The 14,198-nt window shown below is 70.1% G+C and carries 14 protein-coding genes; 4 read left to right on the forward strand and 10 right to left on the reverse strand.

The genetic code is table 11. The annotated features are described in order from the left end of the window. Positions 1-153: 153 nt before the first annotated feature. The 3 genes from AB0J58_RS36080 to AB0J58_RS36090 form a co-directional block, all read right to left on the reverse strand. Complete coding sequence (locus tag AB0J58_RS36080; protein ID WP_343974764.1) at positions 154-510, reverse strand: four-helix bundle copper-binding protein; 357 nt, start codon at positions 508-510, stop codon at positions 154-156. 293 nt (positions 511-803) lie between these two features. Beyond that, the gene (gene secD / locus AB0J58_RS36085; protein ID WP_364224337.1) at positions 804-3,080 is read right to left on the reverse strand and encodes a protein translocase subunit SecD; all 2,277 of its coding nucleotides are present in this window, start codon (positions 3,078-3,080) and stop codon (positions 804-806) included. Positions 3,081-3,283: 203 nt separating this feature from the next. After that, positions 3,284-3,667 carry a hypothetical protein gene (locus AB0J58_RS36090; RefSeq protein WP_364224339.1) on the reverse strand — a complete coding sequence of 128 codons (384 nt, stop codon included), beginning with the start codon at positions 3,665-3,667 and terminating at the stop codon, positions 3,284-3,286. A 120-nt stretch (positions 3,668-3,787) separates the two neighbouring features. Between AB0J58_RS36090 and AB0J58_RS36095 the strand changes: the two genes are divergently transcribed. Beyond that, positions 3,788-5,446 (forward strand): alpha-amylase family protein, encoded by a 1,659-nt coding sequence (locus tag AB0J58_RS36095; protein WP_364224341.1) that lies wholly within the window; start codon positions 3,788-3,790, stop codon positions 5,444-5,446. Between the two features lie 16 nt (positions 5,447-5,462). On the opposite strand, the gene AB0J58_RS36100 is transcribed toward AB0J58_RS36095, so the two are convergent. Both AB0J58_RS36100 and AB0J58_RS36105 read right to left on the reverse strand, forming a co-directional pair. After that, positions 5,463-5,888: a VOC family protein gene (locus AB0J58_RS36100; protein WP_364224343.1), complete on the reverse strand. Its 426-nt coding sequence runs from the start codon at positions 5,886-5,888 to the stop codon at positions 5,463-5,465. Positions 5,889-6,002: 114 nt separating this feature from the next. Then, positions 6,003-6,359, reverse strand: coding sequence for a hypothetical protein (locus AB0J58_RS36105; RefSeq protein ID WP_364224345.1), 357 nt, complete (start codon positions 6,357-6,359; stop codon positions 6,003-6,005). 179 nt (positions 6,360-6,538) lie between these two features. Here AB0J58_RS36105 and AB0J58_RS36110 point away from each other — a divergent pair, with 179 nt between their 5' ends. From AB0J58_RS36110 to AB0J58_RS36120, 3 genes are all read left to right on the forward strand, one after another. Then, entirely contained in the window at positions 6,539-7,345 is an 807-nt protein-coding gene (locus AB0J58_RS36110) for a UTRA domain-containing protein (protein ID WP_364224347.1), read from the forward strand. An 85-nt stretch (positions 7,346-7,430) separates the two neighbouring features. Further along, a complete protein-coding gene (locus AB0J58_RS36115; RefSeq protein WP_364224349.1) occupies positions 7,431-8,522 on the forward strand; it encodes an alanine racemase in 1,092 nt (363 codons plus the stop codon). Between the two features lie 20 nt (positions 8,523-8,542). Then, on the forward strand, positions 8,543-8,674 hold the full coding sequence (locus AB0J58_RS36120; RefSeq protein WP_343974738.1) for a hypothetical protein: 132 nt from the start codon (positions 8,543-8,545) through the stop codon (positions 8,672-8,674). Here AB0J58_RS36120 and AB0J58_RS36125 read toward each other — a convergent pair. The 5 genes from AB0J58_RS36125 to AB0J58_RS36145 all read right to left on the reverse strand — a co-directional run bounded on the left by AB0J58_RS36125 (position 8,664) and on the right by AB0J58_RS36145 (position 13,913). After that, on the reverse strand, positions 8,664-9,410 hold the full coding sequence (locus AB0J58_RS36125) for a cytochrome d ubiquinol oxidase subunit II (protein WP_364224351.1): 747 nt from the start codon (positions 9,408-9,410) through the stop codon (positions 8,664-8,666). The genes AB0J58_RS36120 and AB0J58_RS36125 overlap by 11 nt on opposite strands. Before the next feature lie 28 nt (positions 9,411-9,438). After that, positions 9,439-10,686, reverse strand: a complete 1,248-nt coding sequence (locus AB0J58_RS36130) for a cytochrome ubiquinol oxidase subunit I (RefSeq protein WP_364224353.1) — start codon at positions 10,684-10,686, stop codon at positions 9,439-9,441. A 175-nt stretch (positions 10,687-10,861) separates the two neighbouring features. Continuing rightward, positions 10,862-11,935, reverse strand: coding sequence for a methyltransferase (locus AB0J58_RS36135; protein WP_364224355.1), 1,074 nt, complete (start codon positions 11,933-11,935; stop codon positions 10,862-10,864). Continuing rightward, positions 11,932-13,101: an aminotransferase class V-fold PLP-dependent enzyme gene (locus AB0J58_RS36140; protein WP_364224357.1), complete on the reverse strand. Its 1,170-nt coding sequence runs from the start codon at positions 13,099-13,101 to the stop codon at positions 11,932-11,934. The genes AB0J58_RS36135 and AB0J58_RS36140 overlap by 4 nt, the downstream gene beginning before the upstream one ends. Next, positions 13,101-13,913 carry a tryptophan 2,3-dioxygenase family protein gene (locus AB0J58_RS36145; RefSeq protein WP_364224359.1) on the reverse strand — a complete coding sequence of 271 codons (813 nt, stop codon included), beginning with the start codon at positions 13,911-13,913 and terminating at the stop codon, positions 13,101-13,103. Before AB0J58_RS36145 ends, AB0J58_RS36140 begins: the two co-directional genes overlap by 1 nt. Positions 13,914-14,198: the final 285 nt, after the last annotated feature.

The following is a 14,198-nucleotide window of genomic DNA, read 5'->3' on the forward strand; positions in this document are numbered from 1 at the left end:
CCCTAGACCTTCGCCCCGTCCCTCCCGCTCGTTTTTTTGGCCCCCCCCTCCCCCCCCCCCGCGGCGGGGGCCCGCCCTTAGTCCGCGGGCCCCCCCCCCCCCCGCGCCTCCACGGCTGGAGGACCCGTGAGAGTTCTACCTGGATTCCGTGACTCAGGCTCGTGCGTTCGCCATCGTCCGGCACGCCTCGGCCCATGTCCGGCACGCGTCGGCGCACTCCTTCATCATCTGGTCGCTCTCCATGGACATGCACGCGTCGGCGCACTTGTTCGCGGCCTTCGCGCACATCGCGGACATCTCCTTCGCCATCGGCGACTGGCGCATCATCATGTCCGCGCAGAGACGGGTCATGTCGGCGCAGTCCATGAGCGGGCCGATGAGCGACATGTCGGCGTACCGTCCCCCCTGCATGAGGCAGTAGGTCATGGTCTGCTCGCAACGGCTGTGGCTCTCCAGGCACATGTCAATGTTCTTCTGTACCTGAGGGTTCATCTTCACCGCATGGCTCATGCTTGCTCCCCGTGTTCGTGACCGCTCTGCTTCGACGGCCGAAGATCTCGCACCAGTGTTGTGCCCCGCCGCGTGCCTCGGCCTCCCTGAAAAAAGCGGCTTTAATAGCCCATCGCGATAGTTTTGTGCATAAATTCACCTATGGTCTATAGGGTTAGTGGGAAAGTCATGGCGGTGGACGGCTCCTCCCAGATCCTGCGGGGAGCCGCCCACCGGACCCCGGGCCGGAACGCGTTCCGGCCCGGGGTCCCCCGCCACTCAGAGCTCAGAGCACGTCACTCAGAGCGCGTCACTCAGAGCACGGCGCCCGAACCCTGGCGGGCCGGAGCCGGGCCCTTCCGCTTGGGCTGCGGCGGCGCGCCGGGCCTGCGCTTCTCCAGCTCGATCGCCGCCGGCCCCGCGACCAGCGCGGAGGAGAGCGTGCCGACGATGATTCCGATCAGCAGCGCCACCGCGAAGTCGGTCAGCGAGTCGCCGCCGAGCACCGCCAGCGCGGCCAGGATGAACAGCGCGCCCAGACCGGTGTTGACGGTACGGGGCACGGTCTGCAGGATCGAGGTGTTGACCACCTCGGCGAACGAGCTCTTCGGCCGTGCGCCCCACAGCTCGCGGACCCGGTCGAAGACCACGACCTTGTCGTTGACCGAGTAGCCGATCACGGTGAGCATCGAGGCCAGGAACACCCCGTCCACCGGCTTGCCCAGCCACGCGAACGCGCCGATCACGATCGTCGCGTCGGCGACCAGGGCCACCACCGTGGCCAGGCCGAACGTCCAGCGGAACCGGAAGGCGAGGTAGGCGAGCTGTGCGGCGAGCGCGACGCCCAGCGCGATCAGCGCGTTGCGGCGCAACTCGTCCCCCAGGCTCGGCCCGATGAGCTCGTCGCGCTCCTTGGTGACCTGGCCGCCCTCGCTCTCCAGCGCCTTCTCGATCTTCACCACCTCGGCGGGGGTGATCTGACCTGTCCGTACGGAGATGTCCTCGCCGGAGGCCTGCACCACCGCGTTGGGGAACCCGGCCTTGCTGACCAGCTCGCGGGCGGCGTCGGCGCTCATCGGGGTGGTCGTGGAGTACTCCACGAGCCTGCCCCCGGTGAACTCCACGCCGAAGTCGAGCCCCCGCACCGCCACCCCGGCCACGGACGCGGCCACCAGCAGGCCGGTGATCGCGAAGTACCCGGCGCGGCGGTTCATCAGGTTCGGCTTGCGGATGTTCAGCCAGGCGCGGACCCGCCCGATGTCGGACAGGCCGGTCATCCGGGGTCGTGCGGACACCGCCTTGAACCTCACCGCCCACTGGGCCAGGACGCGGGTGATGACCATCGCGGTGATCAGCGAGGCGATCACACCGATGCTCAGCGTGACGCCGAAGCCGCGTACCGGGCCGGAGGCCAGGAAGAACAGCAGCCCGGCGGCGAGCAGGGTGGTGATGTTGGAGTCGGCCACCGCGCTCCACGCGTTGCGGAAACCCTTCTCCAGCGAGCCCCCGAGGTTGGGCGTCTCGGCGTACTCCTCACGTGCCCGCTCGAAGACCAGCACGTTGGCGTCGACGGCCATGCCGATCGCCAGCACGAAGCCCGCCAGTCCCGGCAGGGTGAGCGTGGCACCGAGCCCCACCAGCGCCGCGTACGAGATGAGGGCGTAGCAGGCCAGGGCGATGGCGGCGAGGAGACCCACCAGCCGGTAGATCACGATGATGAACAGCGCGGTGAGCGCGATGCCGATGACCGCGGCCCAGGCACTGGCCTGGATCGCGGCGGCGCCGAGCGTCGGGCCGACGGTCCGCTGCTCGACGATCTCGACGGGCACCGGCAGCGAGCCGCCCTTGATCAGCAGGGCCAGCTCCGAGGCCTCCTCGGCGGTGAAGGTACCGGTGATCTGGGTGGTGTTACCCGGCAGGCCGACCTTGCAGCCGACGTCCTCGTTCACCTGGGGCGAGACGATCACCTTGGAGTCGAGCACGATGGCGATCCTGCGCCTGGGGTCGCCCGGCTCGTTGCAGGCCGCCTCACCGGTCAGCTTGGCCCACGCCGCACGTCCCTGGTCGCGGAAGTCGACGGTGACGAACCAGCCACTGCCCTGCTGGGCGTCGATCCCGGCCTCGGCGCCGCCGACGCCGTCGCCGGTGAGGGCGGCCGGCCCGATGTGCAGCGGGACGCCGCGATCGTCGGGCAGGATCTGCTCTCCCTTGCCCGGCTTGGTCTCCGCTCCCGGGTCGGGGGCGCCGAGGACGGGGTGGAAGGTGAGCTGCGCGGTCTTGCCGATGACCTCGGCGGCCTTGGTCGGGTCCTGCACACCCGGCAGTTCCACGATGATGCGCCGCTCGCCGGAGCGGGCCAGCGGCGCGTCCGCGACGCCCAGGCCGTCGGCCCGGCGGCGGAGCACCTCAAGGGTGCGGTCGGTGGCCGCGGCGTCGGCCTTGACCGTCGGCGAGTCCTGGGTCTCCAAGACGAGTTGGGTACCGCCGCGCAGGTCGAGACCGAGGCGCGGCGACATTGTCAGGGCTATGTACAGCGAGGTGGCGATGACGGCGAGCGCCGCTATCGCGCGTACCACCGGGGCACGCGACATGGAAGCCTCCACAGGCTGGGGGAGTTGTCCGAGGTCATGCCGGAAGAGCGTTCAGGTATGACGGCACGCTCCGCGTACGGAGGGAGCGCCTTTCGGCTACGGGCAGGCGTTCTCCGCATACCTGAGAAGACGCCTTCCGCGTTCGGTCACGGGAAGGCGTTTTTCGCGTATGACGAAGAGACCCGGAGCGGTTCCGGGGTGTTTCAACCGGTTGTGGAGGTGGGTGGTGCGCGCCCCGGCCTGACGAGCAGGGCCGCGAGCGGACGGCTGTCCTCGTCACCCGCCGGGCGGGTGAGCGGGCCGACGGCGAGGAACAGGTGCCTGAGGTCGGTGGGCGGGGTCGCGAGCGGGTGACCGCCCCCGCCGCCCGTACCGGCCCCGATGCCGGCGAAGCCGGAGACCAGGGAGTGCCGCTGCACGCCGTCCAGGAGCGGGCGCGACAGCGGCTGATGCTCGCCGACGGCCTGCACGACCGCGGCGTGCCGGGTGAGGGCGGCGGTGCTCCCGCCCAGCCCTCCGGAGACCAGCAGCGGCAGCAGCAGGCTCAGCAGCCAGCCGAAGGGCGCGCCGCGCCTCAGCTGTCGCATGATCTCCTCCTGGCCGTCATCGCTGTCCACCGTAGCCCTTCGGGGCCGCTGCGACCCCCCTCGCGTCAACTCCGCGGTGCGTTACCCCATAAATGAGTAAAGGGAGGGTAGTGCGGACGCATGCGACTCACCCATACGGCCGACCTCTGGTGGAAGAACGCGGTCGTCTACTGCCTGGACGTGGAGACCTACAAGGACGGGAACGGTGACGGCATCGGTGATTTCCGCGGCCTCACCCAGCAGGTCGATCACCTGGAGCGGCTCGGGGTGACCTGCATCTGGCTGATGCCGTTCTTTCCCAGCCCGAGCCGCGACGACGGCTACGACATCAGCGACTTCTACTCGGTCGACCCCCGCCTGGGCAGCCTGGGGGACTTCGTGGAGTTCGTCAGGACGGCCAGGGACCGCGGCATGCGGGTGATCGCCGACCTGGTGGTCAACCACACCTCCGACGAGCACCCCTGGTTCGTCGAGGCCCGCTCCAGCCGGGACTCCGCCAAGCGCGACTGGTACATCTGGCGGGACGAGCCAGGGCCGGTGGACCCCGGCGCGATCGTCTTCCCCGACAAGGAGGACAGTCTCTGGGAGCTGGACGAGAAGACCGGCCAGTACTACTACCACAGCTTCTACCGGTTCCAGCCCGACCTGAACACCGGCAACCCGGAGGTCCGCGACGAGATCGCACGCATCCTCGGCTTCTGGATGGAACTCGGCCTGTCCGGCTTCCGGGTGGACGCGGTGCCGTTCCTGATCGAGGACATCGGCGGCGACCCGCACGAGTTCCTCGCCGACCTGCGCGCCTTCATGAACCGCCGGGACGGCACCTCGATCCTGCTGGGCGAGGTCAACCTGCCCTACCCGGACCTGATGAGGTTCTTCGGCGACAGCGGAAACGGCGACGAGGTCACCATGTGCTTCGACTTCATCGCCATGCAGCGGTTCCACCTGTCGATGGCCCGCCAGAACCCCGAACTCCTCGCCGACGCCCTGCGCGAGCGGCCCGAGCCGCCCGACGACTCCCAGTGGGCCATGTTCCTCCGCAACCACGACGAGCTGACCCTGGACAAGCTCACCGAGTCGCAGAAGCAGGAGGTCTTCGACGCCTTCGGGCCCCAGAAGAACATGCAGGTCTACGACCGGGGCCTGCGCCGCCGCCTCCCGCCGATGCTCGACGGGGACATGCGGAGACTCAAACTGGCCTACAGCGTGCTGTTCTCCATGCCGGGCACGCCGGTGCTCTTCTACGGTGAGGAGATCGGCCTCGGCGAGAACCTGGAGGCCGAGGGGCGGATGGCCGTCCGGGTCCCGATGCAGTGGTCGGCCGGCGGGGGCTTCTCGGCCGATCCGAAGACCCCGGTGGCCTCGCCCACCGGCAGGTACGGCCCGCGCAACGTCAACGTCGCCGACCAGCGCCGCGACCCCGACTCGCTGCTGCGCTGGATCATGCTGCTGATCGAGCGCTACCGGGAGTCACCCGAGCTGGCCTGGGGGACCTACGAGATCCTGGACGCCGGGGACGAGGCGGTGCTGGCCCACCGGGCCGACGCCGACGGGCGCACCGTGGTCGCCGTCCACAACTTCGCCGACCGCGAGGCCCAGGTGGAGCTGACGCTCGACGGACTCGACCACTGCGAGGTCCTGGTCGACCTGCTGGTGGACGGCACCATCAAGCTGCCCGCCGGCGGCCGGGTGAAGTTCCCCCTGGAGCCGTACGGCACCCGCTGGCTCAGTGCCTCCGCCCCGGAGGCGCCCCCGAAGGGCGGCTCGGCCAAGAGGTGACCGACCGGTGAGGGGATCAGCCCTGAGCGGTCTCCGATCCGGTGCCGCCGGGCTCTCCCAGCTCGGTGAAGAGGGTGAGCTGGAGCCCGGCCGGGCCGTCGAGACGGGAGTTGAGCGAGTCCCACGGGGTCCGGACGGGCTCGGCGATCACCGTGGCCCCGGCTCCGGCCAGCTTCGCGGTGACGGCGGGGGAGTCGTCGACCTCGAACGCCACCCGGATGTGCCCGGCCACCCGCCGCCCCACCTCGACCCGGTCGATGAACTCCGCCTGCGAGGGATCGGCGATCTCCAGCGTGGCCCGGCCCGCCTCCAGGATCGTCACCCTGCCGTCGGGCGAGGAGTAGGCGGCCCGCTCGGGCAGGCCGAGCACGTCGCGATAGAAACGCAGCGCCTCCTCGTAGTCGGCGGCGGTGACGACCAGGCGCATCTCCCGGGCGGTCATAACGGCTCCCCGCATGGTCAAAACGGCCATTTCGTGAGGGACAGCGTGATCGGCACATCCGGTATTCCTCGCCCGGCTCCCGGCGGGTACGGGTGATCTCCGAGGTGTCGTGGCTCAGGGCCGGTGCGGGTGGTCGCGGCGCGGGTCCCGCCTGGTCTTGAGCCTGTCCAGGTGGTGGATCAGCTCGTCGCGGACCTCCGCGAGCGCGGCGGGCAGATCCTGCTCGTAGGAGTGGGCCACCAGCGGCTCCGTGCCCGGGAGCACGCATTCGAGCGTCACCCGCTGCTGGGGTGTGTCGCGGTCCTTGACGCTCAGCCGCAGCTCCACCGCGTCGCCGGGGTAGGAGAGCAGCCGCTTTCCCAGCCCGGCCAACCGCTCGATGATCCTCTGACGCTCGCTCTCGGCGAAGCCCGTCCCGAACCTGAGCCGCTCGGCGACGACGTCCTGTTCCTCGGCACTCGCATCTGTCATCGTCGACAGCCTCCTCTGGGTGTGGTCACAACATTACATTCAGTCATCATCGTCATCCTGGGCGGCGCCGAGGTGACTTTCCTCTCCGTGTCGCAGGGTCGGTGTCCCGGCTGCGGTTTCTCTCGCTGTAGGGGGGCTAAAATCCCAGTCGGTGTCGAGCGCGAGGAGAACGGTCCCGGATGGATCTGGATACGCTGCGTGATGTTTCCGAGCTGAGTGACCCCATTGAGCGCGCACGGGTTCTGGGCCGTCTCATGACCGAGGAGCAGGAGCGCCTGGAGGAGGCGGCGAAGATGCGCCGCCAGGCGATCGCCGAGGCTCGGGACTCCGGCATGGGCCTGGAGGAGATAGGAGCCCGCCTGGGCGTCTCCCCCGGCCGGATATCCCAGATGCGGAAGGGGCCGACGGCCCGTGCCCCCGAGGGGGCGGCGGCCCGCGCTCCGAAGGTGCTGGTCCGGCGGGCACTGCCGACCGACCCCGCCGTGCGCGCCTCCGCCTCCCTCTTTCTCGTCGAGGCGGAGCGGCAGGGGATCAGGCCGGACCGCAGAATGCTCTATGTCGGCCCGGAGCCGGCGAGTGATCACGTGGCGGCCTGCCTGCGCGTCGAGCCCGGCACCGAGGTGATCGCCCGCCGGAAGATGATGACGGCCAACGAGGTTCCGGTACGGATCGCCACCAGCTACTTCCGGGCGGACCTGTTCGGGGGAACGCGCATCGCCGAGCCCGAGTTCGTCAAGCCGTCGCTCCAGTCGGCGCTGGTCGCCCTCGGGCACGTCTTCGGCCATGCCGAGGAGAACCTGACGGCTCGCCCGCCGACATCCTTCGAGTACGACACCCTGGAACTCGAACCGGGGGAGTGGGTCGTACAGGTCCTTCGGGCCGGTTACTCCAGCGAGGACACGCCCGTCCACGTCCTGGAGACGATCTGCGCCGCGAACAGGCACATCTTCTCGATCGGCCAGGTCACCGGGTACGACGAGTTCTGACCGTCACACCCGTCCACCGCCTGATCGTCGAGATCCGGCTCCCCGTACCGTCGAGATCGGAGAGAACGCTGTGACAGTCACGGCCGTGACGCGGCCCCCCGGGGCCGTTCCCGCCGGGCGGTTACCCGCCTACGTCTACGACCTGGCCGAGCTCGACGCCCATGCCGGGGCCGTCCGGGCCGCGCTGGGAGACGTCGAGCTGTACTACGCGGTCAAGGCCAACCCCGACCCGGAGCTGCTGCGGACGCTCGCTCCGCACCTCGACGGCTTCGAGGTCGCCTCCGGCGGGGAGCTCGCGCACGTGCGGGAGCACTTCCCGGACGCGCCGGTCGCGCTGGGCGGCCCCGGCAAGACCGACGACGAGCTGTTCAGCGAGGTCACCCGCCTGCATGTGGAGAGTCCCGGCGAGCTGCGCCGCCTGCTCGCCTCCGGGCGCTCCGCCGACGTGCTGCTCAGGGTCAACCTGGACATCCCGATCGAGGGGGCCTCGCTGGCGATGGGGGGCGGCGCCACCCCGTTCGGGATGGATCCCGCGGGGATCGCCGAGTGCGTCGCGCTGCTTGAGAGCCAGGACGCCGTACGGTTGCGCGGGATCCACGCCCACCTGGCCAGCGGGCTCGACGCGCCCCGGATGCTGGAGCTGGCGGCGGCGGTCCTGGACTACGCGCGGACGCTGGGGGTGGGGGAGATCAATCTCGGCGGCGGCATGGCCGTCTCGTACGCCGACCCCGGGGCCCGGTTCGACTGGCGGGCCTACGGGGAGGGCCTTGGGCGGCTGCGCCGTCCCGGGGAGACGCTCAGGATCGAACCAGGGCGCTCGCTGACCGTCTACTGCGGGCGCTACGTGACGCGCGTCATCGATGTCAAGCGCGTCCACGGCGAGCTGTTCGCGGTCGTGGCGGGCGGGACCCACCACATCCGCACCCCCGCCACCAAGGGCCACGACCAGCCGCTGGTCATCACGGAGCCCGGTGAGCCGATCACGATCGTCGGCCAGCTCTGCACTCCCAAGGACGTCCTGGCCCGCCGGGTGCCCGTCGCGCTGAAGCCCGGTGACCGGGTGGAGTTCACCATGGCGGGCGCCTACGCCTGGAACATCTCCCACCACGATTTCCTGATGCACCGGAAGCCGAGCTTTCACTACCTGTCCCCGGAGGGGTCTCCGACCCGAGTGTGAGGATGCCGCCAAGTGCGCATATGCTGCGCTTCACCGCTTTCGTGGATAAAAGGGAGAAGCTCGCCGTGTACAAGGAGTTCGCAATCGAGGCCGTGGTCTGGGTCATCCCCGTGGCAGTGCTGCTCGGGCTTGCTTTCATGATCACTGCCTGACCTGGACGCGGCCGAAGAGCCACCACAGCCACACCTGTGACGCCACCAGCAGGGGAGTGAGCAGCAGCATCGAGGGAGTGAGCAGGGCGAGCGTCGCCGGGTCCGCCAGGTGCTCCGCCAGTGGCAGGCGGGCACCGGCCAGCAGGCAGACCAGAGCCATCCCGCCCGACGTCAGGGCGTAGACCGTACGCCCGGCCGAGGGCCCGGCGAACCGCCGGGCCCGCTCCCGAGGGGCGCCGTCGAGTCGGAGCCCGGCCAGCGACAGTCCGTGGGCGGCGAACAGGACGGCCCCCAGCGGAGCGGCGACCAGCGCGCCGGGACCGACGGTGAACCCGTCGCCCATCCCGACGAGGATGAGCCCCCAGCTCAGCACCGCCAGCCAGCTTCCCGCGACCACGGCGCCCTCGCACCAGGCCCGCCAGGCGGCCCGGTCCACCCGCCCGCGCAGCCAGATCCCCGCGTCGCGGGCGATCCAGCCGAGCAGCAGCGCGACGAACGGCAGGTACAGCCCGCTGAGCATCTCCCCCTCCAGCACGGGGAACGCGCCGATCAGTACGCCCACCGCGGTGACCAGCCAGACCTCGTTCGTCAGGAAGAACGGGGTGATGGAGGCGAGCACCCGGCCGCGTTCCTCGGGGGTGCGGCCGAGATATGGCAGCAGCATGCCGACCCCGAGATCCGCGCCCGCGAGGACGAAGTAGCCGACCGCGAAGAACGCGAGCAGGGCGATTTCCACAGCGATATCCCTTTGCGATGCGAGGCTGTCAGAAGGCCAGGACCGGAGTCGGCTCTGCCGGGGCCGGGCCGGTGGCGGGTGCCTCGGGGCCCTGGCGGGCGCCGCGCGCCAGGATCCAGGTGTTGACGGCCACCAGCAGGACGGAGAGCGTGATGAAGGCGATCAGCGAGAGGACCATCGTGCCCGGTGACAGGTCGCTCAGCGCGTCCTCGGTCTTGAGCAGGCCCTCCACCATCCAGGGCTGGCGGCCCACCTCCCGGAACACCCAGCCGGCGATCATGGAGACGAACGGCAGCGGGATCATCGCGATCAGCAGCACGTGCCAGGCCCGTGCCCCCAGTACCATCCGGTGGAACGAGGCGAGCAGGACGCTGAGCGCCGACACGAGCAGCAGCACCGTGAAGACACCCAGCATGATCATGGCGCCCAGCTGTGTCGGTGCGGTGGGCGGGATGTAGTCCCCCGGACCGTGGACGGCGACCATCTCGGCCTGCAACCGGGCGATCTCCTCCTCCCGACCGGCGAAGACGGCGGACTTCATCGGCTGGAGGGTCGGGAACTGCACGCCGCCGAACGCGGCGTTGGCCAGCAGCGCGGGCAGCGTGGTGAACACGCCGATCCGCAGGGACCTGCGGAAGAACTCCTGCTCGGCCGTCCCGCGGCGCAGGTGGTAGGCGCTCACCCCGGCGAGGAAGAACCCGGCGGTCACCAGGGCGCCGGAGAGGATGTGGGCGAACGGGAGGAGCGCGTCGGGGTTGGTGAGCACCGCCGCCGCGTCGGTGAGCCGCAGCGTCCCGTCCACGACCTCGGCACCGACCGGGTTCTGCAGGAAGCCGTTGGCGACGAGGACCCAGTACGCCGAGGCGTAGGCGGTGATCGTGACCACCCAGATCACGCCCAGGTGCGCCCAGCGGTTCAACCGGTCCCAGCCGAAGATCCACAGCCCCAGGAACGTGGACTCGACGAAGAAGGCGACGAGGGTCTCCATCGCGAGTGAGGCGCCGAACACGTTCCCCGCGAAGTGCGTCAGCCCGCTCCAGGCCATCCCGAGCTGGAACTCCATCACCAGCCCGGTGAGGATGCCCATCGCGTAGTTGATCACATACAGCCGTCCCCAGAACCGGGTCATCCGCAGGTGCGTGTCGGAACGCGTCAGCGTCGCCCGGGTCTGCGTGACCGCCAGCACCGTGGCCAGGCCCAGGGTGAGGGCCACGAACAGGAAGTGTGCCCCCGAGGTCACGGCGAACTGCAGGCGGGCGAGATCGAGCGTCTCCATGCCCTCATGCTTCCGGCGCGCTCACCGCCCGCGCGTCCCTCCCCGGGAGGCACCCGCCGTACTCCAGAAGTCGTGATCTCCGGCCGTGGCCGTACGACTTCCAGTGCACTCGCCCGGGTTTCCGCGCGGGTCCGGCCTCAAAGGGCGGCGGGGGCCGCCGGGCGGACCTGCGGGGTCATCGGGTCGCGGTGATCAGCTCGAAGGGGCCCGGCAGGACGGTGACGTCCCTGAAGCCGCTCTCTTCGAGCAGCCGCACGTAGTGCTCGATCTCGTAGAGGCGGCTGACACAGGTGTCGACGCCCATGAGGAAGTACGACCAGAAGAACTGCCCGGCGAGCCGGTCGGGGGTCCTGAACTCCTCGCAGATCAGAATCCGCCCGCCGGGGACGAGGGCCGCGTGCGCCTTCCGCAGCAGCGCCCGTGCCGTGGAGACCGGCCAGTCGTGCAGGACGCGGACGAACGACAGCGCGTCGTACCCGCCGGGCAGGGGGCCGTCGAGGAAGTCTCCGGCGACGAATCCGAGCCGCCCGCCGAGACCGCTCTCCTTCCTCGTACGGCTCACCAGCGCCTCCGCCGCGGGGAGGTTGAACACGTCCACCCGGAGGGCGGGCGAGCGTTCCAGCAGATGGGCGGCGAGGGTGCCGTCGCCGCCGCCGACGTCGAGCAGCCGGAGCGCCCGCTCGCCCCACAGCCACCCGGCGTGCGCGCGGAACGTCTCGATGACCGGGCCGAGACCCGCGGCCATGCTCTGCTCGAAGTCGGCCAGTTGCTCCTCGTCGCGCGGTGGCCAGCCGAAGGTGGCCGCGGGGATCGACATCTCGCCGCGCAGGACGTCGACGAGCCTGCCGTGCAGCAGGCGCCACGGATACCGGTCGCGGTCGCGCTCCAGCGAGCCGGGACCGGCGACGGCCTCCGCCGCCTGCCTCAGCCCGGGGACCGCCCGGTAGCGGACCAGGTCCAGCTCGTCGCCGCTCTGCTCCCGGTGGACGAAACCGAGGCTTTCCAGGCAGTCGAGCATCTTGTACAGCCGGCCTGGTACGACGCCGAGCCGCGCGCTGAGCTCGGACAGGGAGACGCCGTCCGTCCGGGCGCCGGCCTCGGCGCCGGACGGGGACTCGGGGTCGAGGGCGTCGGGGTCGAGGGCGTCGAGCAGGCCGAGGCGCAGCGCGGTCTCCACGACGTCCATCGCCTTCGTACCGTTGGCCAGAAGGCTCAGCAGAGCCCGTGGCGACAGGGTGGTGACGTTCATGCGGTGATCCGCTCCCGTTCCGTCTCGACGGCGTCCATGAAGGCGTCGACCTCGGCGATCGTGTTGTAGATGTGCGGCGCCACCCGCAGGGAGCCGCGCCAGCTGCACACCATGCCCCGGTCGACCAGTGACCTGCTCACCCGCTCGTCCCCGTCGAACCGCAGGCAGACGACGCCGCCGCGCCGGTGCGGCTCTCTCGGGGTCACCACCTCGATTCCGGCCGCGTCCGCGCGTTCCAGTACCCGGCCGGTGCACGCCAGCGAGTGCCCGCGGATCGTCTCGACGCCGATGCCGGACAGCAGGTCGAGGCCGATCCTGGACATCATCGGTCCCAGCGGCACCGGTGTGCCGGAGGCCAGGCGGCGGGCGTCCCCGGCCGGCTCGACCGGTGAGCGGAAGGAGGTCGGGTCGGCGCCGGCCAGCCAGCCGGTCGCCGCGGGTCGCAGGTCGGGGATGAGGTCGGGGCGCACGTACAGGAAAGCGGTGCCGGCCCCGCACATCCACTTGTGGGCACCGCCCAGCACGAAGTCGACGCCCAGTTCGGTGACGTCCAGGGGAACCGCGCCGACGGTCTGGTAGGCGTCCACGATGACGTACGCGCCCACGCTGTGGGCCCTGGTGACGATCCGCCGCAGGTCCAGCAGCGCTCCGGTGGAATAGCTGCCGTGTGAGACGCACACGCACCGGGTCCGCTCGTCGATGGCGGCCTCCAGCGCGGCCTCGTCGAACCCGGGACCCGAGCCCACGATCTCCAGCTCCGCTCCATACCGGGCGAACCCCTGCCAGATGAGCGGCACCGTGGGGAATTCCAGGCCGGTGGTGACCACCTTGCTGCGCGGGCCGCCGAAGTCGAGGCAGGTGCCGACCCTGGCGAGCAGCGTGCTGAGGTTCACGTCGGTCACGACGGAACCAGGGGGTGCGCCGAGGAAGGCGGCGAGGGCGTCGGCGTAGGCCGACGTCTGCGCCAGCCAGTCGCCCCACACCTCGTCCCGCCACCTGGTCAGCGTCCGCCAGTAGCCGCGCAGCACCTCCTCCACGCCCCGGGGGACGGCGCCGGTGGAGTTGCTGTTGAGGTAGACACAGGTGTCGAGCAGCGGGAACTCGGCGCGCAGCGACCTCGCCATCCGGTCGTGGTCCACGCCGTCCGTCCTGCCGGTGGGGATCATCAGGAGCCCTTCTCCGCGTGCCTGGACTCTCCGGGCACGTACCCGCCGCCGCGTTCCCAGGTGGCGGTCATCTCCTCGCGCACCTTCCACAGCCGCCGGAAGAGGGGCTGTGTCATGCGGCCGGTCAGCACCTGCGTCGGCACGCCGTCGAGCGCCGCGGTGCTCCGGCTGATGCCGATCGTCCTGCGGACGAGCATGAAGTGGGTGACGAGCCACATCTGGTAGGCCTCGTCCACGTCGAGGAGCAGCTCGAACGTGCGCTTCAGATCGCTGTGCCGGGCGTCCCGGGCCTGGTAGACATCCGCGGCAGAAACCTCGCGGCGGGCGGTCAGCCGGTCGAGCGCGTCCGATACGTACTGGGCCGCCACGTGCAGCCGGTTGTACCCCGGTGACTCCTGCCCACTGCCGTTCCCGAGATGCTGCCGGATCGTCTGGTACGAGTCGGGTGTCAGCGTCTCCAGGACCCCCAGCTCGTCGCGGAGGCAGCGGACGATGCGCGCGATCCGGTCCAGTCGCGCCGAGGCGTCCCAGAGCGCGTCCCGGTCCAGGTCGCCCACCAGTTCCGTCATCTCGTGCGCCAGCAGCTTCAGCCACACCTCCTGGGCCTGGTGGACCATCTGGAACATCAGCTCGTCGGAGGAGACGAGTTCGTCGGTGGCGGGTTGCAGGGAGAACAACTCCGAGGTCCGCACATACACCTCGTAGTCCAGTTTCCCCTCCCCGACGAAGGTTTTGAGGATCGGGTTGAAGATCGGCTCCGAAACCGCCCTGTGCAGTTCTTCCACGACGGGTTCGTTGAGTTCGACGTGCATGATTCTCCTCATGGGCATTGTCGGGCGGTCGTGGCGGTGCACCGTGCGCCGCGGCTCGGGCCCCCGCCGGACTCACGGGGCTGAGCGACCGGCTTTCTCCGACAATTCATTCGTGACATCAGAACGTGTGAGAGTGCGTGTGCCGCCCGGCGGTCACGGGGGTACGAGCCGCGCCTCGTCAGGTGGTCGATCTCGGGCCGGCTCGGCAACCTTTTCGGACGTCACTTATCCTCACATTTCTGCCGATAGGAACGTGCGAAGAGAATTGATGCCGGGAACGCGCCC

The organism is Streptosporangium sp. NPDC049644 (assembly GCF_040675205.1).
Taxonomy (GTDB): domain Bacteria; phylum Actinomycetota; class Actinomycetes; order Streptosporangiales; family Streptosporangiaceae; genus Streptosporangium; species Streptosporangium fukuiense.

Bases quoted from the DNA above. Each gene is read 5' to 3' on its own strand.
- AB0J58_RS36080 (WP_343974764.1), bottom strand. From the start codon at position 510: ATGAGCCATGCGGTGAAGATGAACCCTCAGGTACAGAAGAACATTGAC.
- secD (WP_364224337.1), bottom strand. From the start codon at position 3,080: ATGTCGCGTGCCCCGGTGGTACGCGCGATAGCGGCGCTCGCCGTCATC.
- AB0J58_RS36090 (WP_364224339.1), bottom strand. From the start codon at position 3,667: ATGCGACAGCTGAGGCGCGGCGCGCCCTTCGGCTGGCTGCTGAGCCTG.
- AB0J58_RS36095 (WP_364224341.1), top strand. From the start codon at position 3,788: ATGCGACTCACCCATACGGCCGACCTCTGGTGGAAGAACGCGGTCGTC.
- AB0J58_RS36100 (WP_364224343.1), bottom strand. From the start codon at position 5,888: ATGACCGCCCGGGAGATGCGCCTGGTCGTCACCGCCGCCGACTACGAG.
- AB0J58_RS36105 (WP_364224345.1), bottom strand. From the start codon at position 6,359: ATGACAGATGCGAGTGCCGAGGAACAGGACGTCGTCGCCGAGCGGCTC.
- AB0J58_RS36110 (WP_364224347.1), top strand. From the start codon at position 6,539: ATGGATCTGGATACGCTGCGTGATGTTTCCGAGCTGAGTGACCCCATT.
- AB0J58_RS36120 (WP_343974738.1), top strand. From the start codon at position 8,543: ATGCTGCGCTTCACCGCTTTCGTGGATAAAAGGGAGAAGCTCGCCGTG.
- AB0J58_RS36130 (WP_364224353.1), bottom strand. From the start codon at position 10,686: ATGGAGACGCTCGATCTCGCCCGCCTGCAGTTCGCCGTGACCTCGGGG.
- AB0J58_RS36135 (WP_364224355.1), bottom strand. From the start codon at position 11,935: ATGAACGTCACCACCCTGTCGCCACGGGCTCTGCTGAGCCTTCTGGCC.
- AB0J58_RS36140 (WP_364224357.1), bottom strand. From the start codon at position 13,101: ATGATCCCCACCGGCAGGACGGACGGCGTGGACCACGACCGGATGGCG.
- AB0J58_RS36145 (WP_364224359.1), bottom strand. From the start codon at position 13,913: ATGCACGTCGAACTCAACGAACCCGTCGTGGAAGAACTGCACAGGGCG.